Genomic DNA, 22,941 nt, shown 5'->3' with positions numbered 1-22,941 from the left:
GATCACCGGACACGGGGCACGGTGCAGCAGGCCGTGAACCGTCGAGCCCAAGCGCATGCCGGAGTAGCCGCCACGACCTCGGCGACCGACCACGAGAGAGAGGGATTCCTGGGACGCCAGGGCAAGTTGTTCGACCGGGTGTCCCCGCAGGACCTCTTGGGAGACGGCGACGTCCGGATACTTCTCCGCCCAGCCCGCCACCGACTCGGCGAGGAACCGACACCGCTCGGCCAGCCCCTCTTCGCCGTCGTCGTGAGCGAGGAGGGAACGGGGCCAGACCCAGACGGCCCGCAGCCGTGCCTCGCGCAGGCTCGCCTCCTCGACGGCGAAGGCGACCGCGGCCCGCGAGGACTCGCTGCCGTCCACGCCGACGACGACGGTCGGTGGGTGCACGGGGATGTGCTCAGGTGCGCGGACCACGACGACGGGACAGTCGGCCCGTGCCGTGAGGGGGACGACCACGGAGCTCTCGCTGAACATCTCGGCGGGCCTGCCGAGACGGCGAGAGCCCAGGACGACGAGTGCGGCGCGCCGCGCCATGTCGCGCAACACGGTCGCCGGCACACCGTTCACGCGTTCCGTCACGATCCTCAGACCGTCGTGCAGTTCCCGGACGAGGTCCTCCGCGTTGGCGATCGCCGACTCCGCGCGGCTACGCAGGGCGCTCTGGTGGGCCGGCGCGTCGTACCGGAGCCCGTCGTGGGCAGGCGGTACGGCGACGACCAGCCTGAGCACCAGTCCTCTTCGTTCGGCCTCGTCGGCGGCCCAGACGAGAGCGGGAACCGACTGCTCCCGGGGGTCGACACCGAGCAGTATGTCGTTCACGTCTCCTCGACCCGGGTGGCGAAGGCAGGTGGAACGATCTCCACCGGGCAGTGGGCGTGGTGGAGCAGGACGTGGGCGACTCGGCCCAGGGAGGGGCCTACGCCCAGGGCGCGGTGTTCTCTGCCCATCACCAGCAGATCGGTGTGGGCACTCGCCTCCACCAGGATCCCGGGCGTGCTCGTGCCCGTCTCGACGTGATGGCTGACGATCAACTGGGGATAGAACTCATGCGCGAGATCGGCGAGCGACTTGATCTCGTGCACGCGTTGTCGCGCGATCCCGTCGAGATCGTCCAGCATGGTCGCGACACTGCCGACGTGGGTGAGCACGTTCCAGACGCTCACCAGCCGCAACGCCGCCTTGCGGGCGTCGGCCTCGGCGGCCGCGACAAGCAGCCAGCCCAGATCCGAAGCACCGTGCACGGCTGCTGTCACCGAGCCCGACGCGGGACGGTCACCGTCACCACGGACCACGATCACGGGCACTTCGGCGCGGGCCGCCACACCCAGACCGACGGATCCGAGCATGAGCGCGGAGAAGCCACCGAGCCCCCGGTTGCCCACCACGATCGTGCCCCGGTGGCCGGCGGCCGCCCGGAGACCGGCGACCGGCTCCTGGCGGCCCAGCTCCTTCGTGACGGCAAGGTCCGGAAAGCGGTCTCGGACCGCGCTCGCGGTCTCGTTCAGCAGGTCGCGACCTGTTTCACGTACCGCCTGGATCGTCTCGGCGTTGGAGAAGATCGCCCGGCGGTCGGTGTCCGCGGCGTGGACGAGATGCAGGGGCCTTCCCCGTCGGTCCGCCTCGTCGGCGGCCCAGAACACGGCCGCGCGCCCGGAGGGGGACCCGTCGACTCCCACGACGACGTTGCCGAGCTCCGGTCGGGCGGGGGTCTCGCTGGTCATGGCTCCTCCTCCGGGGTACACCCGAGGCTCGGGAGCGCGTCCCGAGGGGCGACATCTCCCACACTGGCATCGTGGTGGGCCTCCTCGGGATGGGCCGTTCGGCCCCGATCGAGGCCTGCCCGGCCCTGCTGCCGGAAGCGACGGGGCACCAATCTGAAATGTGAGATGTCCTGTCCGGTCCGGAGTCGGGACGGGTCAGAAAGGACTCGACGAGGGAGGCACGCCATGACAGCCCAGGTCACCGTCGGTCTGGACGGCTCTGAGGAAAGCCTCGCCGCCGCCCGTTGGGCCGCGACGCAAGCGGTACTGCGCGAAGTGCCCCTCAGACTGGTGCACGTGGAGGAATGGCCGAGCATGCCGGACGTACCCGTTGCGTACGCCCGCACACTCGCCCATGACGAGCAGACCGAGAGGTTGATGCGAGAGCAGACGGACCGAGCGCGGAAGAACCATCCCGACCTCGAGGTCGTCACGGAGTACGCGCGTGGCCAGGCAGCCGAGGAACTGACGGCCGCCGCGAACAAGGCGGATCTGACGGTCCTGGGTGCGCGCGGACTCGGCGGCGTCCGCGGCTTCCTCGTCGGCTCGGTCTCCCTCGCCGTCGTCGGCGCGGCCCGACAGCCGGTCGTCCTCGTACGCGCGGTGGACGACCGGGCAGCTCCCGAAGGGGGCATCGTGGCGGGCGTCGACATCCACCACCCGTGCGAAGCCCTGCTCGCGTTCTCCTTCTCCGAAGCCGCCCGGAAGGGCACGCCGCTGCGGTTCCTCCACAGCTGGACGCTTCCCGCCTCGTACGGCTACGCGGCCACCGTGGACCCGGGGATCGGCGAGGAGCTGGGCAGCCACCTCCTCGGGGGGCTGAACGGCCTGCTGGAGCCGTGGCGGAAGCGTTTCGCGGGCGTGGAAGTGGAGGCCGAGTCGGTGGTGGGCTCGCCCGCGTACCAGCTGGTCGAGGCGTCACAGACCGCGCAGCTCGTCATCGTGGGACGCCGGAGTCGGAACGTCCCCTTGGGCCCGCATCTGGGCCATGTCGCCCACGCCGTGATCCACCACAGTCCCGCGCCGGTCGCCGTCGTCCCCTTGGCGTGAGAGCCTGCGCACCACTCTCAGAGATCACTCACGGGACAGCCCTGGGTCAGCGGTTCCCGACGGCGCGCCGGGCACCTGAATGCGCCGTCCGGTCACTCGGCGCGGTGAGAGGGTCACCACGGTGTCCCGCCCGTCCCCCGCCCACGGCGCCGAGTGGACGGCGTCCTTGATCCTCCGCACTTCCGTCTCCTCCGACACCGTGCGTGCCGGGCCGACGAGGAGGACGCTCCAGCCCTGGCTGAAGGCTTCGTCCAGGTGGTCCTCCTCGAAGGCGACCTCCACGCCGGACGTCGAGGCGCGCGCGAGGGTCGAGTCCGCGGCGGTCATGAAGACGATGTCCCCGTCGACGACCTGGTAGTTCACGGGAATCACCATCAGCCCGTCCCGTCCTTCGACGGCAACCCTGCCGACACCGTGGCCGTCGAGCAGCTCCCAGCACTCGGCCTCGCCGATCTCCTCCATCCGTGCCCGGTACCCGGCGCGGGCTCCTCCGGGCGCGAGGTCCGCCGTGTACCCGGTGAGATCCTGGACAGTGGTCTCCAGAGCGTTCGCAAGCCGGACCAGGAACTCGATCCCGGGGGTGGCCATCTGCTCCTCCACGTAGGCGATGAAGCCGGGCGTGGAGCCGGCCCGTTCGGCCACGTCCTCCCAGGACAGGCCGAGCCGGGTGCGCCTCGATGCGACGCGGCGGCCGAGGTCGCTGGCGTGCGAGGAATGCGGCTCACCGTGCGAGGAATGCGGCTCACGAGGAATGTTCATCACTGGTCTCCTTCCGTGGTCACGGGGCGCCGCTGGGGTACGACGGCGACCGGACACGAGGCGTGGTGCAGGGCTCGGTGGGCGACCCTGCCGAGCTCCAGGCCGACGAGCCCGTCCCGGCGCCTGGAGCCGACGACCAGCAGGTCGGCGGCGGCTGAGCGCTCGGTCAGTATCTTGTGGGCGGGGCCCTCGACCGTGCTCCTGCGCAGGCGCACCTGGGGATGTTCGGACGCAGCGGCCTCAAGGGCCTTGTCGAGCAGTTCGGAAGCCCCTTCCGTGAAGTAGGCCGCCCCGGCGCGCCTCATCAGCAGGTGGTCGGCCGGTCCATGGGCCTCCCGGCGCCAGGTGCGGACGACGTCGAGTTCCGCGTCCCGGACGGCCGCCTCGCGGAAGGCGAACCGCACGGCCGGCGAGTCCACGTCCTGCTCGCCGACGCCGAGCAGGACGCGCCCGTGGCGCGCTTCCAGGGCCTGCCGGTCCCCGCGGACGACGATGACCGGACAGTGGGCTCGGGCGGCCACGATGAGGCTGACGGATCCGAGCAGAAGGTCGGAGAGCTCGCCGCGCCCACGTGACCCGACGACGAGGATCGTGCCCTCCCGCCCCTCCCTGAGCAGGGCGCTGGACGCGTCCTCGGCGAGGACGGCCGTGGTGAGCGGCAGGTCGGGTGCACGACGGCGGGCGCGTTCGGCTGCGGCGCCGGCGATGTTCTCGGCGAGGACCTGGCCCGAGGGTCGGTCCGTGGTCCCGGCCGGCGCGACCCCCTCGTACCGTTCCCACAGGGAGGCATGGACGATGTGCAGGGGAAGCGCCTGCCGTACCGCTTCGTCGACGGCCCAGTCCAAGGCCGTGAGACTGGCGTCGGACCCGTCTACTCCTACCACCAGGGGCGCTTCCATCGTGCCCACCGCCTTTCCGGTTCGTGAGGTGGCCTGCTGCCACGCTCGCACCGGGCGGAAGTGACCGGATAGGGCCGGTCGGTCCCGGGCGCGGACCGCCCGGACCGGGCGGTGGCTGCGACGGGGAGTTCACGACCGCGTAGCGGCCTTCCCGGGTCCGGCCTCTGTCGTGCCGTGCGGCGGAAGGTGCTGGACGCGCGCGTCCGGGCCCGGGAACACCTCGGTGACCCTGCCCGTGTCCGACCATCGGACGTCGAAGGGCGGAGTGCCGTCCGGATGGTGGAGCCCGACGATCTCACCGTCACGCCCCTCGTCCCCGACCGTGGCACCGCCCACGATCAGCCGGTCGCCGACGCGAGCCCACAACTCGGCGCGGGGCTTCTCCTGACCGTCCCGTTCTCCGGTTCCAGCCATGGTTCTCGCCTCCCGGCACGAGCGCCCGGCCGCGGTCCTCCCGGGACGGGCTCCCTCGCCTTCTCCACTGTGCGTCCCGGCCGGCCGGCCGCCATAGGGGCCGAAAGTCCCGGAAGGGGACCATTCGGCACTGCCCCGGGCGAGCTGCGCGCAGCAGAGTGAGAACTGGGGCGGCCGCGTCCCCTGAAGGAGTACCGTCATGCAGCACCGCACGGTTGTCGAGGTGATGACCCACGATGTGGTCACCGCAGCCCCAGAGACCCCGTTCAAGGAGATCGCCCGGCTCCTCGCCGACCATGACGTCTCGGCGGTCCCTGTCGTCGACGCCGACCGGCGCCTGCTCGGTGTGGTCTCGGAGGCCGACCTGCTGCGTTCCACCGCCGAGCTCCCCGACCTGGAGGGCCGTTGGGCGGGTGTCCGGCTGCTGTCCCAGGAACGAGGGATGCCCGATGCGGAGACGGCCGCCCAGCTGATGACCTCGCCGGCCGTCACGGCACAGGCGAACTGGAATCTCGTCGAGACGGCCCGGACGATGCAGCGCAAGGCTGTGAAGAGACTGCCCGTGACCGACGAGACCGGTCGACTCGTCGGGATCATCAGCCGCAGCGACCTGCTGCGGCCCTTCCTGCGCAGTGACACCGCGATCCGTGACGAGATCGAGCACGACGTCCTGACCGACACGCTGCGCCTGGCCCTCGACACGATCCGTGTGAGCGTCGGCGACGGAGTCGTCAGGCTGACGGGCCGGGTCGACGAGCGGGCCGACATCCGCGTGATCGTGCGGCTCTGCCGATCGGTCGACGGAGTCGTCGCCCTGCACGAATCGATCGAGTACGCCTATGACAACCTCGCGCTCGACGTGGAGCCACCGCGATGAACGCCCTGTGGGTGGCACCGGTCATGCCCGACTACGACAGCGCCCGGGCCGTCTTCTCCTGGCGATGGGAGCGGTCCCGGCTCGCCGGGCTGCCGGACGGCGGCATGAACATCGGGTACGAGGCGGTCGACCGGCACCTGCGCGAGAACCGCGGCGAGCAGGTCGCGTTGCGCTGCATCGCCCGCGACGGATCCGTCCGGACGGTCAGCTTCGCCGGGCTCGCAGCCGAGAGCTCCCGCTTCGCGCACGTTCTGGAGACGCTCGGCCTGGAACGCGGCGAGCGGGTGTTCACCCTCCTGGGCCGCCGGTTCGAGCTGTACAGCACCGTTCTCGGAACGCTGCGGGCCGGCCTAGTCGTGTGTCCCCTGTTCAGCGCCTTCGGGCCCGAACCCGTCGCACTGCGCATGGGGCTGGGCAACGCCCGGGCGCTGGTCACGACCCGGGAGCTGTACCAACGCGAGGTGGCCCCGGTACGGTCCCGTCTTCCCCACCTGCGGCACGTCCTGCTTCTCGACCCCGGGGCCGACCCGCCCCCGGACACCCTCTCCTTCCCCGCTCTCACGGCCGCCGCGCCGGACACGTACACGGTGGGCCCGACCGATGCTGCCGAGCCGGCACTGCTGCACTTCACCAGCGGCACGACAGGCACCCCCAAGGGCGCGGTCCACGCGCACGAGGCGGTCCTCGCCCATCACGTCACCGCCGCCTACGCCCTGGACCTGCACGAGGGCGACGTCTTCTGGTGCACCGCCGACCCCGGCTGGGTCACCGGCATGTCGTACGGCATCATCGCCCCGCTCACTCACGGCGTGACGACCGTCGTCGACGAAGGGGACTTCGCCCCCGCTCGCTGGTACGGGATCCTCGCCGACCAGCACGTCACCGTCTGGTACACCGCGCCCACCGCGCTCCGCATGCTCATGCGGGCCGCACCACGCGGCGGCGAGCCGACGCCCGCCGCGCGGCACGACCTCTCGGCGCTCCGGTTCGTCGCGAGCGTCGGAGAGCCACTGAACCCCGAGGCCGTGCACTGGGGCCGGGAGGCTCTCGGGCTTCCGGTCCATGACACCTGGTGGCAGACCGAGACCGGTGCCATCATGATCGCCAACTTCGCGGCCGATCCGGTGCGGCCCGGTTCGATGGGCCGACCGCTTCCCGGTGTCGAGGCCGCCGTCCTGGCATGCGGCGAGGACGGCCGGGCCGCGATCACCGACGGGCGGGTCCATGTCCTCCGGGAACCGGGTGCCCAGGGCGAGCTCGCCCTGCGGGCGGGCTGGCCGTCGATGTTCCGGGCCTACCTCCACGAGCCGCGCCGTTACGAAGCGTGCTTCGCCGACGGCTGGTACCTGACCGGCGACCTCGTCAGCCGCGACACCGGCGGCTGGTACTGGTTCGTGGGCCGAGCGGACGACGTCATCAAGTCCGCGGGGCACCTCATCGGGCCGTTCGAGGTGGAGAGCGCGCTCATGGAGCATCCGGCCGTCGCCGAGGCCGGTGTGATCGGACGCCCTGACCCGCTGGTCGGCGCGATCGTCAAGGCGTTCGTGCTGCCGCGCGCCGAGTTTCCGCCCGACCCCGAACTACGGCGCGATGTCCTGGCGTTCGCCCGCCGGCGCCTCGGCCCGGCCGTCGCCCCCCGGGAGATCGAGTTCGTCGAGGACCTGCCCCACACCCGCAGCGGGAAGGTGATGCGCCGCCTGCTGCGGGCCCGCGAACTGGGCCTGCCCGAGGGCGACGTGTCGACGCTGGAGACCCCCGACCCGGCCGGGACGGCCGAGCTCTCCGGGAAGGACCCGTGATGGCCACCGCACGCGGCGGTACGTCCGCCGGACCACCGAAGGCGAAGCACCCCCGTCGCGCACATGGGCCCGCGCCTCCTGACCGCCATGGACCGGCTGCTGCACCAACCGGAGGAACGGTGAACCACGACCAGGCGAAGGCGTTCGTCCGGCAAGCCGTGCGGCGTGTCGTCACCGAGGACGACTATCCGGCCCTCGACACCTGGGACGGCTGCGCCGCCCGCTTGGTGGCCGAGGCCAGTGCGTCCGCACAGGAAAGGAGCGGATGATGCGTCACCGCAGGATCAGCGAGCTGATGACCCGCGAGGTGGTGAGCGTCCGCGGCGACGCCCCGTTCAAGGAGATCGTCCGCACGCTCTCGCACCACCGAGTGACCGCTGTTCCCGTGGTGGACGGCGAGGGCCGGGTGGTCGGGGTCGTGTCGGAGGGGGATCTCCTGCGCAAGACCGCCGATCAGGCCGCCGCGCCGAGTGGCCTGCCGGCCGTTCCGGATCTGGAGGCGTGGGAGCGGGCGAAGGCCGAGGGGACGCGGGCCGAGGAGCTGATGTCCGCACCCGCCGTGTGTGCCCGCACCGAGTGGACCGTGGCGGAGACGGCGCGACTGATGGAGGTCCAGGGGGTCAAACGGCTCGTCGTCGTCGACGGCGACGACCGGCTGGTGGGCATCGTGAGCCGCCGTGACCTGTTGGCCGTCTTCCTCCGCGAGGACGACGACATCCGCCGGGAGATCGTCGAGGACGTGCTCGGCGACACCCTGCGCCTCGAACCGACCGCCCTCGCCGTCGACGTGCACGACGGGCGGGTGGAGCTCGGCGGGAGGCTGCCCTTCAGGGGCATGATCCCGGCGATCGAGCGTATGTGCGCCACGGTGGACGGCGTGGTCTCGGTCTCCTGCACCCGTCTCACGTACGACGTCGATGACACCGAACGAGGAGGTGGACGATCATGACGCGGAGCATCGTGGTCGGCCTGGACGGTACGGAGCAAGCGAGGGCGGCCGCGGAGTGGGCGGCCGAGGAGGCGCTGCTGCGCGGCACGGACGTGTGTCTGGCGCACGCGAAGGAACCGGTACCGGAGGCCGCTCTGTCCCTCGCGGAGTGGGAGTCCGAGGAACCGTGGGCCAGGGAGATGATGGCGCGCACCGCCGGTGAACTGCGTGAGCGCCATCCCGGCCTGACGGTGACGTCACAGCTGCTGTCCTCGGGGCCCGTGCCGGGTCTCGTCGCCGCGGCCGAGGAGAGCGAGCTGCTGGTCCTCGGCTCGCGTGCGCTGGGCAGCGTGGCCGGATACCTGCTCGGCTCGGCCGGCCTGACAGTCGCCGGTGTCGTCGAGCGTCCCGTCGTGTTCGTTCGGGCCGTCGGCGCGGGCAGCACTCCACAACGCCCCGTCATGGTCGGGGCCGACGTCCGGCAGCCTGTGGACTCCGTGCTGGGCTTCGCCTTCGAGGAAGCCGCGCGACGGCACACCCAGGTCCTCGTCGTGTACGTACAGCAGCTGCCACTGCACGCGTGAATGGGGCCCGCGATGGTCCCGGACTTCAGGCTTTCCATGGTGCCGGAGATCAGGCGTTCGGTGGAGGCCATGCTGGAACCCTGGCGGGCGAAGTATCCCGACGTCGAGGCGGTCGCCCGTGTGGCGGTCGGATCGGCCGGACTCGAACTGGTGGCGGTCGCCCGGGAGGCCTCCCTCGTGGTGGTGGGCCGGCGTACCCGCCGTTCGACGCTCGGCGCGCACATCGGCAGCGTGGCCCACGCCGTCCTGCACCACAGCCCGGTGCCTGTGACCCTCGTTCCCCACGACTGATCGGTGCCCGTCAGTCGTCGGACACCGTCGGACTCAGCCGTACCGGCGTGACCTTGTACTCCGGACACGAGGTCACGGTGTCGGCACGCTCCGAGGTGAGGGAGTTGACGCCACTGGCCGGGAAGTGAAACGCGCAGAAGAGCTGCCCGAGCAAGCTCCGTCCCGACGCGGGCGACGAGTCGTGCCTGTCCGTGACGGCTCTCGACGGTGACCTGAGTGCCGTCCCGGACTCCGAACCGCGCGGCGCCCGGTGACGAGCACCAGCGGACAGTCCTGGTCCGGGGCCTCGCCGGGTGGCAGATAGGGGGCCGCCGACAGGTGGGCGCGCTCGTCAGAAGTGGCGAACTCGTCAACGTACAGAGTGCTTTCGCCCGGCCGGTCCGGCTCGGGGCAGGGCCAGGGCACGGCCCCCTCCCGGTCGAGCCGCTCGTGCGAGAGACCCGCGAGGAGAGGTGCGCCGCAGACCCCTGACCTCGGCTGCGAGACCGCTCATGCGGGCCTCGCGGTGACCCGGTGACCCGGTGACCCGGTGACCCGGTGATTGGGCCGTTCGGCCCGTTTCCGGGCCTGGGTGGCCCGTAGCCGCCGATTCCTTCCGGAGGTTGGTATGGAAGACATGAACGCCGACCAGGGACTCCTCGTCGCCACCGGGGTCCGGAAGATCTACCGGACGGGCTCCGTGGAGGTCACGGCCCTGCTCGACCTGGATCTCATCGTGCGCCGCGGGGAGATGGTGGCGGTCATGGGACCGTCCGGCTCCGGGAAGACCACGCTCCTGAACTGTCTGTCCGGGCTCGACGACATCGACGCCGGACGGGTGGAGGTCGACGGCCACGACCTGTTCGCGATGTCGGACGCGGCGCGCACGGAGCACCGGGCGCACACCATGGGGTTCGTCTTCCAGGCGTTCAACCTCATCCCCGTCTTCTCCGCGGTGGAGAACGTCGAACTGCCCCTGCTCCTGGTGGGCACCCGGACGCGTGAAGCGCGTCGCAGGGCGCTGGACATGCTCGACCGGGTGGGCCTCGGCCACCGGGTCGAGCACCGGCCGAGCGAGATGTCCGGGGGTGAACAGCAGCGGGTGACCATCGCCCGCGCCCTGGCCGGACGCCCGGCCGTCGTGTGGGCGGACGAACCGACGGGCAACCTCGACAGCGCGATGGCCGACCAGGTCATGGACCTGCTGTGCGAGCTCAACCAGGACGAGGGCCAGACGATCGTCCTGGTCACCCACGACAGCGCCATCGGCGCCCGCGCCCCCCGGCTGATCCGCATGCACGACGGGCAGCTGGTCGACGACGTCCGCCAGACCGTCACGGCCCGAGCCCCGATCCCCGACGCCCCTTTGGGCTGACCATGTACCCGAATCTCCTCATCCCGCTGCTCGCCGCCTTGGCGCTCGCCCTCGCGGCCCTGGTGCTGGTCGCCGTCCGGCAGCCGGTGTCGCGGCGGCTGGCCTTCCGGCAGGTCGCCCGACGGCGCACCGAGGCAGCGCTGGTGATCGGCGGATCGATGCTCGGAACGGCCATCGTCATCGGGGCCCTGGTCGTCGGCGACACCCTGAACTTCTCCGTACGGCAGGAGGCGTACCGGACCCTGGGGCCCGTGGACGAGCGTGTCGTAGCAGCCCCCGGCCCGGCCGGACGCGCCGTGACGGAACGGATGGCCTCCCTGGCGGGCGATCCCGACATCGACGGAGTGCTGAACGCCCAGGCCAGCCAGGCATCGGCGGTCAGCGGTGTGGCCGACCGCAGAGTCGCCGAGCCACGCGTCCTGGCCTGGCAGATGGACTTCGACAAGGCGGCGCGCTTCGGCGCAGCGGGTGGAGACTCCGGACTCGGCGGGCCGAATCCGAAGCCGGGCCAGGTCGTGGTCAACGAGCCGCTGGCCCGATCCCTGAGCGTGAAGGCCGGTGATCCGGTCACGCTGTACCTGTTCGGAGTTCCGGGGACGTACCGGGTCGAGCGTGTGGTGCCGGAAGAGGGCCTGGCCGGTGTGGGCCTCGGCGGCAGGATGAACCGCGACGTGTTCCTGGCACCGGGGACCCTGGACTCCGCCGCCCGGACCGCCGGTGCGGAACCGCGCTCGGTCACCTTCGTCTCCAACCGAGGCGGCGTCGAAGGCGGCGAAGCCCTGACCGACCAGGTGACAGCCGACATCCGGCAGGCTCTGGGCCCGCTCGCCGGGCAGACGGAGATCGAGACACCGAAGCAGACGGTCCTGCGCGACGCGAAGCAGGCCGGGGACTCCCTCGGCGCACTGTTCCTCATGATCGGCAGTTTCAGCATCATCGCGGGCGCGCTGCTCCTGGTGAACATCTTCGTGATGCTCGGCGAGGAGCGGAAGTCCCAGATGGGCATGGTGCGGGCCGTGGGGATGAAGCGCTCGCGGCTCGTCGGGGCGTTCACGCTCGAAGGGGCGACGTACGCGTTGCTGTCCGCGCTGCCGGGCGTGGCCATCGGGGTCGCTGTCGGCTGGGGCGTCGCTGTGGTGGCCGCACAGATCTTCCAGGGCTGGTCGGTCGGTGGAAGCAGCATCCGCATCGCGTTCGCCGTCACTCCCACGAGCGTCCTGAACGGTCTGGCCATGGGCCTGCTCATCGCCTTCGCCGCCATCCTGGCCACCAGCGTGCGCATCAGCAGGTTCAACATCATCGCCGCGATCCGTGACCTCCCCGCCACGCCCGGACAGGGACCGCGCCGCCGTCTGCTCGCGGTCTCCACCGCCCTGGCCGTCCTGTGCGCGCTCGTGGCCGTCCCGGCCGTGGCGCGCAGCCAGCCCGACGCGACGTACCTCATGCCGGCGCTCGCCCTCGCCTTCGCCACCCCTGCGCTCCTGCGAGTCCTCCCCCGTCACACGGTCACCACCCTGGTCGCGGGAACCGTCCTCGCCTGGACGCTCCTGGCACCCGTCATCCGCCCCCGGATCTTCGACACCCCCTCGATGTCCGTGTACGTCATCCAGGGCGCCCTGGCCGCCTTCTCCGCCGTGGTGCTCGTCAGCGACAACCAGAAGACCTTGCTCCGTCCCGTACGGCGGTTCCTCCAGCGCCCGACGGAGGGCGGCCTGGCGGCGCGGCTCGCCGTCGCCTATCCGCTGGCCAAGCGCTTCAGGACCGGCGCGACGCTGGTGATGTACACGCTGATCGTGTTCGTCCTGGTGCTCCTGACGGAGATCTCGGGGATCATCCGCGCCGGCGTCGACGGGGTCGTCGCCGACGCCACCGCCGGATACTCCCTGCGACTGGACTACAACCCGCAGGTCGCCGGCGGCCGGCTGCTCGCCGATCTCCGCGGCGGCCCGTCCGCACCCGAGATCACCGCCGTCACACCGCTGCTCAATGCTGCGGGACGGGCTACCGACCCGGGACACCGCAGCTCTCAACCGCTGGACACCGCCGTCGTCGGCGTACCCGACGGAGCGATCACCGGCATCACGTTCCGGGAGCGCCTGCCCGGCCTGACCAACGACGCCGCCGTGTGGCAGGCCCTCGCCTCCGACCGCCGCTACGTCGTGCTCGACGGCTTCTTCGGCAGCACCGGCGGCCCGGCCGGCGACTACTACGACCCCGGCGACACCCTCACTCTGACAGACCCCCGGACGGGCCGCAGCGAACAGAAGGTCATCGCCGGCGTGCTCAGCAACGGGCTGGTCTTCTACCCCGGCACCGGCGCCAGTTCGACGACGTACCCGGTGGTGCAGAGCGAACAGGCGACGCGCGAGCTCTTCGGCACCCAGACACAGAACGCCTCCGCGCTGGTCAGAACCAGCCCCGGAACCTCCCCCGACGCCCTGGCGACCCAGCTGCAGGGCGAGCAGCTCTCGTCCAGCCTGGTCGCCACACCCATAGAGTCGGACATCCGCCAACAGTTCGACTCCAGCACCGCCTTCTTCCGCCTCATGCAGGGCTTCCTCGCCCTGGGCCTCGGCGTGGGCATCACCGGCCTCGGCGTCGTCATGGTCCGAGCCGTACGCGAACGCCGCCGCACCATAGGCATCCTGCGGGCCCTCGGCTTCCGGGCACGGACGGTCCAGCGGTCCTTCCTGTGGGAGAGCTCCTTCATCGCCGTAGAGGGAATCGTCCTCGGATCGCTGCTGGGCGTCCTCACCACCTGGCTGATGTACAGCAACAGCGCCGCGTTCGAGGGCCTCGAAGGAGGCTTCCCGGTCGAATGGTCCAGCATCTGCGTCCTGGCCGCAGCCGCCTTCGCCGCGTCGCTCCTGGCCACGATCGGGCCGGCGCGCCGCGCGGCCGCCATCCGCCCGGCACTCGCGGTACGCGTCACCGAATGAAGGGCACCCCTCGCGGACCTGGTGGAGGAAGACCCCCGTGAGCCTCACCGCGCTGCACAGTACGCGCTGCACAGTGACCGACCGAACGGCTGGGACTCCTACTCAGGAGAACCGTCTTCGCGGGCGCGGCGCCAGTCCCCGTACGCGGCCACCGCCGTGGGCAGTGTGGGGAAGATCAGATCGGCACCGACCGACTCGGTCAGCCCGTAGGCATCGAGATCGTCGAGCAGGTCCTGCTTCACACGTGCCATCGCGAACACGATGCCACGCCCGGCCAGTTCGCGACGCAGCTCGTCGACGGAGTCCAGCGCGGTGATGTCCACCTCCACATTGGCCTCGGCATTGAGCACGAACCAGTGGACGGGCCCGGACTGCTCCGCAACGGCGGCGAGTGCACGGCGCCGGAAGTTCTCCGCGTTGGCGAAGAACAGCGGCGAGTCGTATCGGTAGACGAGCAGCCCAGGAATCGTACGGGCCTCCGGATAGTCGTCGACGTCGTGCATCCCTGCCACGCCGGGCACCAGCCCCTGGACGGCATCGTGCGGGCGCGCGACCCGCGTCAGAAGCTCGGCCACCGACAGACCGACCGCCACCAGCACCCCGTACAGAATGTCCAGGGACAGCACGCCGCACAGACAGCCGACGGCCAGCAGGAGTTCCCTGCGCCGGAAGGAGGCCAGCCGCCGGAAGCCCGCCAGGTCGATCATCTTGACAGCGGCATAGATGACGAGGGCACCCAATACGGCAACCGGAGTGAGACTCAGCAACGGGCTGAGGAACAGCAGTACGGCGAGAACGGCCGCACCGGCGGTCAGCGAGTACACCTGACTTCGCGCGCCTGTGGAGTCCGCCAGCGCAGTGCGGCTGGCACTGCTGCTCACCGGGAACCCGCTCAGGACGCCCGCGCCGAGGTTCGCGGCGCCCAGGGCCAGCAACTCCTGGTTGGCGTCCAGGCGCCCGACCTCGTCACCGGTGGCGAAGGCACGCGCGGTGAGGATGACATCCGTGTAGCCCACGAGGAGGAGACCGAGCGCCGGAACCATCAGCCGAGACAGCTCGTCGAAGTCCGGCAGAGCCGGGTGGGGCAGCCCCGCCGGCACGTCTCCGATCACGGCGATGCCGTGCTCGTCCAGGCCGAACGCCGCCACCGCCACGGTGCCGAGCGCGACCACCACCAGCGGCCCAGGCACCGCGTGCAGGAAGAACGGAAGGGCGAAGAGGAGGACGAGGGCGGTGACAGCGACGGCGATGGTCGCGGGCTGGGCCTCGGGGAGGTTCTGTGCGAAGGACACCAGCTGTGGGAAGAAGCCTGACCCCGTGGTACTCACGCCCGTCGTCTTCGGCAGCTGATCCACCATCATGATCAGCGCCACACCCGCGAGATAGCCGACCAGGACCGGCCGCGAGAGGAGATCGGCGACGAAGCCGAGCCTGGCCGCCCACGCCACCACGCACAGCAGCCCGACCGCGAACGCCAGCGCGGCCGCCAGTACGGCATATCGCCCAGGGTCCCCGGCGGCGATCGGCGCGACCACCGTGGCGGTCATCAGCGCGGTCGTCGACTCCGGCCCGACCGACAGCAGCCGTGACGAGCCGAGCACTGCGTACAGCACCAGAGCGGGCAGAATCGCCCACAGGCCGGCGACAGGCGGCAGCCCCGCCACGGTCGCGTACGCCATGACCTGCGGTACGAGATACGCCACGACGGTCACGCCCGCCAGCAGGTCGCCGCGCAGCCAGGAGCGCTCGTAGCGGGCGAGGACAGCGATTCCAGGCGTGCCAGGTACCAAACGCCGCCACCCGGAATCGCCGGGTCGGACGTGCTGCGACATGAGGCTCCTCTCCCCCGCCGCTTCAAGATCTCACCGACTCTGTCACGGCCGCGAGAACCAAACGTCCCACCACGCCGCCATCCACCGCCTCCGGGCGTGACCGCCCATGCGCCCGCTCGCCCAGCGCCGAAGCGTTCCTCAGCCGCACCAAGATCCGGACCGGCCGGCGCGCCCGGCAGCGCGTCGAGGAGGCCGACGGCCGCGCCGACGGCAAGGAGGATCGGCGCAGAACTCTTCGCGCCGGGAGACGAGGGTGTGGTTCGTGTTCATGCCTGGCCTCCTTGGGGCCGCCGGTGTCTTGCGGGTCGCGCGGCGTCGGCCTGCTCGGTCCGGACGTAGGTCAGGGGCGGGGCGATGCCTTCGATCTCGCCGAACCGCTGCTCGTTTCCGGCGGTGTGGGGTGGCCCCGCTGGGATCCGCCGCGTTCTCCGCTGATGAGATGCGGATGCTGCCCCCTCCGGGCAGAGTAGGAAGGACCTGTTCGTACCGAGGTGGTCCCCTGTGGTCCCGCGTGCTGGAGACCGGGACGAAGCGATGCGAGGATTGTCGTGACGTCGGAGTGATCGATGTTCCGCAGACGGCCGGCCGACAACAGCGAGGACCTTCTGGTCCGGCTCGGGTCGCTGACCGCCAGGGCGCGGGAGTTGGCCGAGACGCAGCGTTCCCGTGTCGAGCTCGCCGTGGCCCTTCAGCGCGACATGCTGCCCTCGGACCTGCCCAGTTTTCCGGGCGCCCGGCTGGCCGTCCGCTATGAGCCCGCCAACCACGGGCTCAACGTCGGCGGTGACTGGTACGACGCCTTCTCCCTGCCCGGCGGGCAGATCGGCATGTCCATCGGTGACGTGCAGGGACACAACATCGAGGCCGCCGCCTTCATGGGACAGGTCCGCGTGGCACTGCGCGCGCTGGCCTCCGTCACCGGAGACCCGGGAGAGCTGCTCGGTCGCACCAACGACCTGCTCATCTCTCTGGGCGCCGACCTCTTCGCCACCTGCACCTTCCTGCGGCTCGACCCCGCTGCCGGCACCCTGGAGTGCGCCCGGGCCGGTCACATCCCCTACATCTGGGCCACCACCGACGGCCGCTCCGGCATCGACGACAGCGAGGGCGGGCCTCCGCTCGGTGTGCTGCGCGGCGTCGACTACCCGGCCACGCGCCACCGGCTCACCGCCGACGGTGTCTTCGTCCTCCTGACCGACGGGGTGGTGGAGGGGCCCTCGCTCCACGTCGACGAGGGTCTGGACCGGGTGACGAGGCTCGCCGGGATCACCGCCGTCGCCGGACTGGACGTCGACGCGCTCGCCACCGCCGTCATGAAGCTGGCGGCCACGATAGGGCACGAGGACGACGCGGCCGTCCTGGTCGTCGGCCATGACGGCGGTCCGGCCCGGCCGGCGGCCAAGGAGTGAGGGAAGGGGGCTCGCCTCGGGCCGGGTCGGTCCTCATGCCGGGTCGGTCCTCGGACCCGCCCGGGCCCGTGCCGGACGGCGGCGCCCGACACGCAGGGGCCTTGCCCGGTCGTGGCGGCCCGGCCGGTGTCTGATGGCTGACGTGTTGGATACTCGGCATTTTCGGTCCTCTACGGAGGCGGCTCTGATGTCGCTGGCCGTGGCGGTCTGCTACTACGCGGCCGGACGACTCGGCCTGATGGGCCGCTTCGTCGTCGAAGGCGTGGTGGTCACCCCCATCTGGCCTCCCACCGGCGTCGCCGTCGCCGCCCTGCTGCTACTCGGCGCGCGGGTCTGGCCTGGGATCGCCCTCGGCTCCTTCCTCGTCATCGCCTCCCTCACCACTCCGGGGCCCACCACAGTGGTCACCGTGGTCAGCAACACCGTCGCGCCACTCTGCGCCTTCCTGCTGCTGAGACGGGCCGGCTTCCGGCGCGACATGGCGCGGCTGCGGGACGGACTCTCCCTGGTCTTCCTCGGCGGGTTCGGCGCCATGATGATCAGCGCGACCGCGGGGGTCGGACTGCAGGTGGCGAAGAGCTCCCTGGACAAGAGCGAGTTCTGGCCCGTCTGGCTGGCCTGGTGGGTGGGCGACACGATGGGGGTGCTGCTCGTCGCCCCGCTCATGCTCGTCCTCGCGGGGCCGGCCGGACGGTTCCGGATACGGCGCTGGAAGGAGGCGGCCTTTCTGGGGCTGACGACCCTGATCCTCATGCCCATGATCGTGCTCAGCCCGATGAGCATGCTCTTCCTCGTCTTCCCCCTGCTGATCTGGGCAGCGCTCCGCTTCCAGCTCGCCGGAAGCATGCTGTGCGCGCTCTTCGCCTCAGTGCTCGCCACCTTCGCGGCGACCTCCGGACGGGGCGCCTTCCTCCACCTCACGGACGTCGAGATCATGGTCAAGCTCCAGGCGTTCAACGGTTCCGCCGCCCTGACCGCCCTGCTTCTCGCCTCCGTCATCACCGAGCAGCGTGCGACCCGCCGGTCGGTGCGCCGCGCCTGCCAGGAACTGGCGGAGGTCCTGGAGCACCTCGCGGCGGGCGAGCCCTCACCGGGTCCACCCGGCACCGCCGAGAGCCGGGCAGTCCCACCCGGCGGGCACCGGAATCCGTGATCCCCGCCCCGGTCCCGGTCCCCGGAGACGGCGCCGGCGGGCTCCGCGCGGGGTGCGCCCCTGGAGGTCGCGGCCGAGTTGCCCAACCACTACCGGCCCTGCCCGCGCACGTCCGGCACGTGCTGTGCGGCCTGTCGTGTCACGTCGGCCACGGCGGCGGTAGGGAGTGGCCGAGGCGGTGCCCGGCTTGTCCCCGAAGCGGAAGTGCTCGTCGCCCTGGGAGCAGGACGTGACGAACAGGGCGGGGCGGAGGAACCGTGCGGACCCGCGGGGAGGGCCCGCACGGCATTACCAGACATAGAGAGGGGAAGCGCGCATATCCGGTTCCACGCCGCACCTCATGTGCCCGCCATGGCGGGCACGCGTCCGGGCTCAGGCCACGCCGTCCTCCCACCACCACGACTGCGAGCCGTACGCGTACTCGACCCGGGAGTCCACGTGCTGCCACGACACCGTGTACGTCTCCAGACCCGAGTATCCGCAGGTCTCGGCCTTCTGGTAGATGCCCTTCGTGGACAGCCCGGAGATGGCGACGTCCGCGGCGATGCCGTACAGGTGCATGGAGTTCGAGGCGCCGCCCACCGAGGAGTTGTGGGAGATGCTGCGGAAGCCGGAGTTGATCGTGACGGCCCGGTCGCCGCACTTCTTGCGCAGCGCCTCCAGCTTGTACATGTTGCGGCGCACGTTCTCCTTCACGGTCGCCGCGCCCACCTTGCCGCCCGAGAAGCCTGAGCCGTCCTTGCTCTGGAACTCGGAGAAGTCGAAGTGCGCGGTCGAGCCGTCGGAGCTCTCCAGCGCGTTGAGCTGGCTGAAGGTCTGGGGCCCGGCCACCCCGTCGGCGGAGAGCCCGTACGCCGCTTGGAAGCGGCGCAGCGCCGCGCCGGTGCCGGGGCCGAACTGGCCGTCGACGGTGACGTACGTCTGCTGGGCCGAGCTCGCCGCCCAGCCCGCGATCCGGATCTGGAGCTCCGTGACGGCCGCGCCGCTCGCGCCCTGGGCGAGCTGCGAGGGCCAGCCGTACGCGGCGGCCGGGGAAGCCAGGACCAGACCGCCGCCGACGGCCAGACCGGTGGCCGCAGCCGCGCCGGCGCCGAAGCGCAGCAGTGAACGGCGGGACAGGTCGGATGCCGATGTCATGGTGAACTCCTCGTTTTCTAGTACCAGTTGTGGGACTGCCAGAAGGACCACGCCCCGCACGGAGTGCTGTAGCGGGACTTGATGTAGTCGAGTCCCCACTCGATCTGGGTGGCCGGGTTGGTCTGCCAGTCGGGTCCCGCCGCGGCCATCTTGTCGCCGGGCAGGGACTGCGGGATGCCGTAGGCGCCGGACGAGGGGTTCGTCGCGTACACCTTCCACGTGCTCTCGCGGATCCAGAGGTTGTCGAGGCAGCCGAACTGGCCGCTCACGGACCAGCCGTGCTCGGCGATCTTCCACTGTGCGGTGATCTTCACGGTACGGGCCACCCGCATCGCGTTCATGGTCGCGGGGCCCGCGACACCGTCGGCGGACAGGCCGTTCGCCTGCTGCCAGGACGTCACCTTGGACTTGGTGCCGTCGCCGTACGCGCCGTCGGCCGTGACGCCGGCCTTGCGCTGCACCTCCTTCACCTTGTCGTGCAGGGCGAGTTCGGTGCGGCTGCCGTAGTCACCGTCCTCGGCGAGCCCGTTGTCCTGCTGGAAGGAGCGGACCGCGGCGGTGGTCTGCGCGCCGTAGACGCCGTCGATCCCGCCGGCCGACAGATAGCCGATGCCCGCGAGGTTGCGCTGGATCCAGGTGGTGGAGTCCAGGGCGTGCGCGGGGACGGAGGGCGCCAGCACGGCGAGCAGGGCGGCGGCCAGCACGAGCGCCGCCTGGGCGAGCGGCAGGCGGCGCCGGAGGTCCGGCGTTCGGGTGGGTATCACTCGGAGTCCTTGTCTTCGTGGTGGATCGGGGAGCGGCCGAAGTCATGGTGCTGCCAGGGCAGTTGCTTCGGACCCTCTCGCGAGCGATACGGGACGGGGCCGGGACGCGCGGGACGCCGGGGGCGTGCGGGACGGGATGGGGCGGGACGACTCGTGTCACGCGGCTGCTTGTGGCGCAGATCACTCGCGCGGGCCCTGGAGGTCTGTGAGTCCGCTGTTTCGCGGGTGTCCCGGTGTGACAAAGTCCTGCCGCAGGTAGCGGCAAGTTGTTCATGAACTCCCTTGCTCGCAAGGGGGGTTCAACACGGGGGAGAGGCTTCGAATGACTGCTGTCGAGAAGCAGGCCCGGGACGAGCTGCGTCGGCGGGACGCCGAGCTCAGGGCCGTCCGCGAACGGGTCCTGGCGGGGATGCGCCGGATCAAGGAGGAGTTCGGTCTGAGCTACGGCCGGCTCGCCGAGAAGACGCACTACAGCCGCTCGTCCTGGGAGCGCTTCCTCAACGGGAAGCAGTGGCCGAGCCGCGCCGCGATCCAGCAGCTCGCGGACGTGGTCGGACAGGACCCCACGCCCCTGATCGCCCTCTGGGAACACGCCGAGAGGCTGGCCCGCAGAAGCAGACGCGAAGGAGCCGGGCCAGAGGTCCAGGGGGAGCAGGAGCCGGAGCGGGGAGAGCGAGAGGGGACGGACGGCCTGGGCCCGGAGGGCCTGGGCGAGGGGCAGGACGAGGGCCGGGGCGCGACGGCGCCGGGGCCGGAGGAGCCGGCGGGCCGGGGGAAGCCCGTACGGGACGGAGAACCCGTACGGGAGAGGGGACCCGTACGGGAGAGGGGACCCGTACGGGAGAGGGGACCCGTACGGGAGGAGCGGCCCGCGCCGGGTGGCGCGCCGGCCTCGTCCCGAGAGCCCGACGGCGCCGACGGGTCCGCGCGGGCCGGGGCCGGTCCGGCCCCGGAGCCCGCCGGAGGCGCGGCCACGGCCGGCGGCGCCGCGCCGGATCCGGACCGCGCCGCCGGACCCGGGCCCCGCCCCGCCGGACGGGTGCGGCCGCTCGTCCACATGGCGATCGGCGCGGTCGTGGGCGCCCTGATCGTGATCGCCGTCCTCGGAGTGAAGTCCGCGCCGGACGGCGCGCGGTCGGACGCGGGTAAGCCGACGGCGAGCGGCGAGAGTTCGGGGGTGACGGCCCAGGGCGCGGCCGAGCGCACGCCCGGCGCCGAGTCCGACCACCCCCTGCCCGGCTGCTCCGGGGAGTCCTGCCTCGGGCGCGAACCGCAGACGATGAACTGCCAGTGGGACGCGAAGACCGTCCGGCTCCTCTACCTGCGCGGGCTGCGGATCCAGCTCCGGCACAGCGCCGCCTGCCAGGCGGTCTGGGGGCGGCTGGAGAACGGGGCGATCGGCGACGGTGTGATCATCACCGACAAGGGCAGCCGGACGGAGGAGTCCACCATCCGGGTGGACCGCGACACCTACACGCGGATGCTGTCGGTGGCCGAGTACCCCCTTTCGACCATCTCCATCTGCGGAGTGATCCCGAAGGTCAAGGAGCAGGAGTGCGACCCCTCGCAGGACGCCCCGCAGCCCTGAGGCGGCGACGCCCGGCGGGATCCCGGGGCGTCCCGAGAAGCCGACGCGCCCAAGTCTGAGGTGCGGGACTCGCTGATGGGACAGGGGGGTTGCTCATAGCATTCGGCCGCCGCTCCGCGTTGTGCGGGGTGGTTGCCGAACACATGGGGAGAGACGATGAGCGACCTGCCGATGCCGCGTCCGCGACGGCGCGCGCTGCTGTCCGGGGCCTTCGCCCTCGGCGCCGGAGCGGTCCTGGGGACCGCGCTGCCGGGGACCGCGCGCGCCGCCGCGGGGGCCGCCCTCGCCGGACCGGTGATCTCCGGGTGCGTGGCCTGGGGCGCCCGCGAGCCGAGCACCCCGGTGAAGCTGCTGGCCACCGGGCCGCAGAAGATCATCGTCCATCACACCGCGTCCCCGAACAGCACCGACTACTCTCAGGCGCACGCCTTCGAGCTGTCCCGGTCGATCCAGGCCGACCACATGGACGCCCGGGGCTGGATCGACTCGGGCCAGCACTTCACGATCAGCCGCGGCGGCTGGATCACCGAGGGCCGGCACTCCAGCGTCGCCGCGCTGGCCGCCGGTACCCAGCAGGTCGAGTCGGCGCACTGCACCGGCCAGAACACCGTCGCCGTCGGCATCGAGAACGAGGGCACGTACACGTCGGTGGACCCGCGGTCGGCGCAGTACGCGAAGCTGGTCGACCTCTGCGCGTACATCTGCTCCCAGTACGGGCTGCGCGCCTACCAGATCTTCGGGCACCGGGACTTCAACAACACCGAGTGCCCCGGCGACCGGCTGTACGCGCTGCTGCCGCAGCTCAGGGCCGACGTCGCCGCCCGGATCGGCGGCAGCCCGGCGTGGGGCGGCTGGCCGGTGGCGCGGCTCGGCGACTCGGGCGAGCGCGTCAGGTCGCTGCAGTACCTGCTCAACTCCCGGGGCGCCACGGTCGTGGCCGACGGCTCCTTCGGGCCGGCGACCGAGAGCGCGGTGCGGGCCTTCCAGACGACCAATCGGGCCGGGGTCGACGGCGTGGCCGGAAACCAGACCTGGCACCAGCTCGCCAACCCGCTCGCGCGCGGAGCGCAGGGCGACGCGGTGAAGGCGCTGCAGGGCCAGCTCAACGCGCGCGGTCAGACGCTGGTCGTCGACGGCAGCTTCGGCTCGGGCACCGAGGCGGGGGTGCGGGCGTTCCAGTCCTCGGCGAGCCTGCCGGCCGACGGCGTGGCGGACGCCCGCACCTGGAGCCGGCTGCTGGCCTGAGTGGCCGGTATCCCGGTACGGGAGAGGGGGGGGGGGGGGGGGGGCCCCCCCCCCCCCCCCCCCCCCCCCCCCGCCCCCCGGCCCCCCCCCCCCCCCCCCCCCCCCCCCCCCCCCCGCCGGGGCCCCCCCCCCCCCCCCCCCCCCCCCCCCCCG

20 protein-coding genes and 1 pseudogene are annotated in these 22,941 nt (G+C 71.7%); 13 read left to right on the top strand and 8 right to left on the bottom strand.

Annotated elements, in window-relative coordinates; all coding sequences use genetic code 11:
* Nucleotides 1–3: 3 nt before the first annotated feature.
* Both ACZ6K0_RS23100 and ACZ6K0_RS23095 read right to left on the bottom strand, forming a co-directional pair.
* Nucleotides 4–825, bottom strand: a pseudogene (locus tag ACZ6K0_RS23100) (universal stress protein); the annotation flags it as partial.
* Nucleotides 822–1,727, bottom strand: coding sequence for a universal stress protein (locus ACZ6K0_RS23095; protein WP_376404482.1), 906 nt, complete (start codon nucleotides 1,725–1,727; stop codon nucleotides 822–824). The pseudogene ACZ6K0_RS23100 and the gene ACZ6K0_RS23095, both read right to left, overlap by 4 nt.
* Nucleotides 1,728–1,952: 225 nt before the next feature.
* Between ACZ6K0_RS23095 and ACZ6K0_RS23090 the strand changes: the two genes are divergently transcribed.
* Nucleotides 1,953–2,816, top strand: a complete 864-nt coding sequence (locus tag ACZ6K0_RS23090) for a universal stress protein (protein ID WP_469230040.1) — start codon at nucleotides 1,953–1,955, stop codon at nucleotides 2,814–2,816.
* A 24-nt stretch (nucleotides 2,817–2,840) separates the two neighbouring features.
* Here the strand turns inward: ACZ6K0_RS23090 and ACZ6K0_RS23085 are convergent, their stop codons facing one another.
* The 3 genes from ACZ6K0_RS23085 to ACZ6K0_RS23075 all read right to left on the bottom strand — a co-directional run bounded on the left by ACZ6K0_RS23085 (nucleotide 2,841) and on the right by ACZ6K0_RS23075 (nucleotide 4,888).
* Entirely contained in the window at nucleotides 2,841–3,575 is a 735-nt protein-coding gene (locus ACZ6K0_RS23085; protein WP_469230038.1) for a helix-turn-helix domain-containing protein, read from the bottom strand.
* Nucleotides 3,575–4,474 carry a universal stress protein gene (locus ACZ6K0_RS23080; RefSeq protein ID WP_469230037.1) on the bottom strand — a complete coding sequence of 300 codons (900 nt, stop codon included), beginning with the start codon at nucleotides 4,472–4,474 and terminating at the stop codon, nucleotides 3,575–3,577. The genes ACZ6K0_RS23085 and ACZ6K0_RS23080 overlap by 1 nt, the downstream gene beginning before the upstream one ends.
* A gap of 129 nt (nucleotides 4,475–4,603) precedes the next feature.
* Entirely contained in the window at nucleotides 4,604–4,888 is a 285-nt protein-coding gene (locus ACZ6K0_RS23075) for a DUF1918 domain-containing protein (RefSeq protein WP_376404490.1), read from the bottom strand.
* Nucleotides 4,889–5,087: 199 nt separating this feature from the next.
* On the opposite strand from ACZ6K0_RS23075, the gene ACZ6K0_RS23070 reads away from it, so the two are divergent.
* From ACZ6K0_RS23070 to ACZ6K0_RS23035, 8 genes are all read left to right on the top strand, one after another.
* Nucleotides 5,088–5,765 (top strand): CBS domain-containing protein, encoded by a 678-nt coding sequence (locus tag ACZ6K0_RS23070; RefSeq protein ID WP_376404492.1) that lies wholly within the window; start codon nucleotides 5,088–5,090, stop codon nucleotides 5,763–5,765.
* Complete coding sequence (gene acsA / locus ACZ6K0_RS23065; RefSeq protein WP_469230034.1) at nucleotides 5,762–7,564, top strand: acetate--CoA ligase; 1,803 nt, start codon at nucleotides 5,762–5,764, stop codon at nucleotides 7,562–7,564. The genes ACZ6K0_RS23070 and acsA overlap by 4 nt, the downstream gene beginning before the upstream one ends.
* 119 nt (nucleotides 7,565–7,683) lie before the next feature.
* Nucleotides 7,684–7,833, top strand: coding sequence for a hypothetical protein (locus tag ACZ6K0_RS23060; RefSeq protein ID WP_376404496.1), 150 nt, complete (start codon nucleotides 7,684–7,686; stop codon nucleotides 7,831–7,833).
* Nucleotides 7,833–8,513: a CBS domain-containing protein gene (locus ACZ6K0_RS23055; RefSeq protein ID WP_376404498.1), complete on the top strand. Its 681-nt coding sequence runs from the start codon at nucleotides 7,833–7,835 to the stop codon at nucleotides 8,511–8,513. Before ACZ6K0_RS23060 ends, ACZ6K0_RS23055 begins: the two co-directional genes overlap by 1 nt.
* Complete coding sequence (locus ACZ6K0_RS23050) at nucleotides 8,510–9,076, top strand: universal stress protein (protein ID WP_469230031.1); 567 nt, start codon at nucleotides 8,510–8,512, stop codon at nucleotides 9,074–9,076. The genes ACZ6K0_RS23055 and ACZ6K0_RS23050 overlap by 4 nt, the downstream gene beginning before the upstream one ends.
* A 69-nt stretch (nucleotides 9,077–9,145) precedes the next feature.
* Nucleotides 9,146–9,367, top strand: coding sequence for a universal stress protein (locus tag ACZ6K0_RS23045; protein WP_469230029.1), 222 nt, complete (start codon nucleotides 9,146–9,148; stop codon nucleotides 9,365–9,367).
* A 607-nt stretch (nucleotides 9,368–9,974) separates the two neighbouring features.
* Nucleotides 9,975–10,721 carry an ABC transporter ATP-binding protein gene (locus ACZ6K0_RS23040; protein ID WP_469230027.1) on the top strand — a complete coding sequence of 249 codons (747 nt, stop codon included), beginning with the start codon at nucleotides 9,975–9,977 and terminating at the stop codon, nucleotides 10,719–10,721.
* 2 nt (nucleotides 10,722–10,723) lie between these two features.
* Nucleotides 10,724–13,660: an ABC transporter permease gene (locus tag ACZ6K0_RS23035; RefSeq protein WP_469230025.1), complete on the top strand. Its 2,937-nt coding sequence runs from the start codon at nucleotides 10,724–10,726 to the stop codon at nucleotides 13,658–13,660.
* Nucleotides 13,661–13,758: 98 nt separating this feature from the next.
* Here the strand turns inward: ACZ6K0_RS23035 and ACZ6K0_RS23030 are convergent, their stop codons facing one another.
* Complete coding sequence (locus ACZ6K0_RS23030; RefSeq protein WP_469230024.1) at nucleotides 13,759–15,492, bottom strand: SulP family inorganic anion transporter; 1,734 nt, start codon at nucleotides 15,490–15,492, stop codon at nucleotides 13,759–13,761.
* A 566-nt stretch (nucleotides 15,493–16,058) separates the two neighbouring features.
* Here ACZ6K0_RS23030 and ACZ6K0_RS23025 point away from each other — a divergent pair.
* Both ACZ6K0_RS23025 and ACZ6K0_RS23020 read left to right on the top strand, forming a co-directional pair.
* Complete coding sequence (locus ACZ6K0_RS23025; RefSeq protein WP_469230023.1) at nucleotides 16,059–16,901, top strand: PP2C family protein-serine/threonine phosphatase; 843 nt, start codon at nucleotides 16,059–16,061, stop codon at nucleotides 16,899–16,901.
* A gap of 133 nt (nucleotides 16,902–17,034) precedes the next feature.
* Nucleotides 17,035–18,054, top strand: coding sequence for an MASE1 domain-containing protein (locus tag ACZ6K0_RS23020; RefSeq protein ID WP_469230022.1), 1,020 nt, complete (start codon nucleotides 17,035–17,037; stop codon nucleotides 18,052–18,054).
* A 372-nt stretch (nucleotides 18,055–18,426) separates the two neighbouring features.
* Here ACZ6K0_RS23020 and ACZ6K0_RS23015 read toward each other — a convergent pair whose 3' ends face one another.
* Nucleotides 18,427–19,191: a D-Ala-D-Ala carboxypeptidase family metallohydrolase gene (locus ACZ6K0_RS23015; protein ID WP_376404513.1), complete on the bottom strand. Its 765-nt coding sequence runs from the start codon at nucleotides 19,189–19,191 to the stop codon at nucleotides 18,427–18,429.
* Between the two features lie 17 nt (nucleotides 19,192–19,208).
* Nucleotides 19,209–19,955, bottom strand: a complete 747-nt coding sequence (locus tag ACZ6K0_RS23010; RefSeq protein WP_469230020.1) for a peptidoglycan-binding domain-containing protein — start codon at nucleotides 19,953–19,955, stop codon at nucleotides 19,209–19,211.
* 322 nt (nucleotides 19,956–20,277) lie between these two features.
* Here ACZ6K0_RS23010 and ACZ6K0_RS23005 point away from each other — a divergent pair, with 322 nt between their 5' ends.
* Nucleotides 20,278–21,543 carry a helix-turn-helix domain-containing protein gene (locus ACZ6K0_RS23005; protein WP_469230018.1) on the top strand — a complete coding sequence of 422 codons (1,266 nt, stop codon included), beginning with the start codon at nucleotides 20,278–20,280 and terminating at the stop codon, nucleotides 21,541–21,543.
* 156 nt (nucleotides 21,544–21,699) lie between these two features.
* Nucleotides 21,700–22,788, top strand: a complete 1,089-nt coding sequence (locus tag ACZ6K0_RS23000; RefSeq protein WP_376404518.1) for a peptidoglycan recognition protein family protein — start codon at nucleotides 21,700–21,702, stop codon at nucleotides 22,786–22,788.
* Nucleotides 22,789–22,941 lie beyond the last annotated feature (153 nt).

The organism is Streptomyces sp. NPDC042346, from assembly GCF_055581845.1.
Note: the sequence above shows the minus strand (reverse complement) of the source record. Positions and strands in the feature narration are given on the sequence as shown.

Coding starts and splice junctions, on each gene's coding strand:
- ACZ6K0_RS23025 (WP_469230023.1), top strand. CDS start 16,059: ATGTTCCGCAGACGGCCGGCCGACAACAGCGAGGACCTTCTGGTCCGG.
- ACZ6K0_RS23080 (WP_469230037.1), bottom strand. CDS start 4,474: ATGGAAGCGCCCCTGGTGGTAGGAGTAGACGGGTCCGACGCCAGTCTC.
- ACZ6K0_RS23005 (WP_469230018.1), top strand. CDS start 20,278: ATGACTGCTGTCGAGAAGCAGGCCCGGGACGAGCTGCGTCGGCGGGAC.
- ACZ6K0_RS23040 (WP_469230027.1), top strand. CDS start 9,975: ATGGAAGACATGAACGCCGACCAGGGACTCCTCGTCGCCACCGGGGTC.
- ACZ6K0_RS23070 (WP_376404492.1), top strand. CDS start 5,088: ATGCAGCACCGCACGGTTGTCGAGGTGATGACCCACGATGTGGTCACC.
- ACZ6K0_RS23050 (WP_469230031.1), top strand. CDS start 8,510: ATGACGCGGAGCATCGTGGTCGGCCTGGACGGTACGGAGCAAGCGAGG.
- ACZ6K0_RS23000 (WP_376404518.1), top strand. CDS start 21,700: ATGAGCGACCTGCCGATGCCGCGTCCGCGACGGCGCGCGCTGCTGTCC.
- ACZ6K0_RS23030 (WP_469230024.1), bottom strand. CDS start 15,492: ATGTCGCAGCACGTCCGACCCGGCGATTCCGGGTGGCGGCGTTTGGTA.
- ACZ6K0_RS23055 (WP_376404498.1), top strand. CDS start 7,833: ATGCGTCACCGCAGGATCAGCGAGCTGATGACCCGCGAGGTGGTGAGC.
- acsA (WP_469230034.1), top strand. CDS start 5,762: ATGAACGCCCTGTGGGTGGCACCGGTCATGCCCGACTACGACAGCGCC.
- ACZ6K0_RS23085 (WP_469230038.1), bottom strand. CDS start 3,575: ATGAACATTCCTCGTGAGCCGCATTCCTCGCACGGTGAGCCGCATTCC.
- ACZ6K0_RS23015 (WP_376404513.1), bottom strand. CDS start 19,191: ATGACATCGGCATCCGACCTGTCCCGCCGTTCACTGCTGCGCTTCGGC.
- ACZ6K0_RS23045 (WP_469230029.1), top strand. CDS start 9,146: ATGCTGGAACCCTGGCGGGCGAAGTATCCCGACGTCGAGGCGGTCGCC.
- ACZ6K0_RS23090 (WP_469230040.1), top strand. CDS start 1,953: ATGACAGCCCAGGTCACCGTCGGTCTGGACGGCTCTGAGGAAAGCCTC.
- ACZ6K0_RS23020 (WP_469230022.1), top strand. CDS start 17,035: ATGGCTGACGTGTTGGATACTCGGCATTTTCGGTCCTCTACGGAGGCG.
- ACZ6K0_RS23075 (WP_376404490.1), bottom strand. CDS start 4,888: ATGGCTGGAACCGGAGAACGGGACGGTCAGGAGAAGCCCCGCGCCGAG.
- ACZ6K0_RS23095 (WP_376404482.1), bottom strand. CDS start 1,727: ATGACCAGCGAGACCCCCGCCCGACCGGAGCTCGGCAACGTCGTCGTG.
- ACZ6K0_RS23035 (WP_469230025.1), top strand. CDS start 10,724: ATGTACCCGAATCTCCTCATCCCGCTGCTCGCCGCCTTGGCGCTCGCC.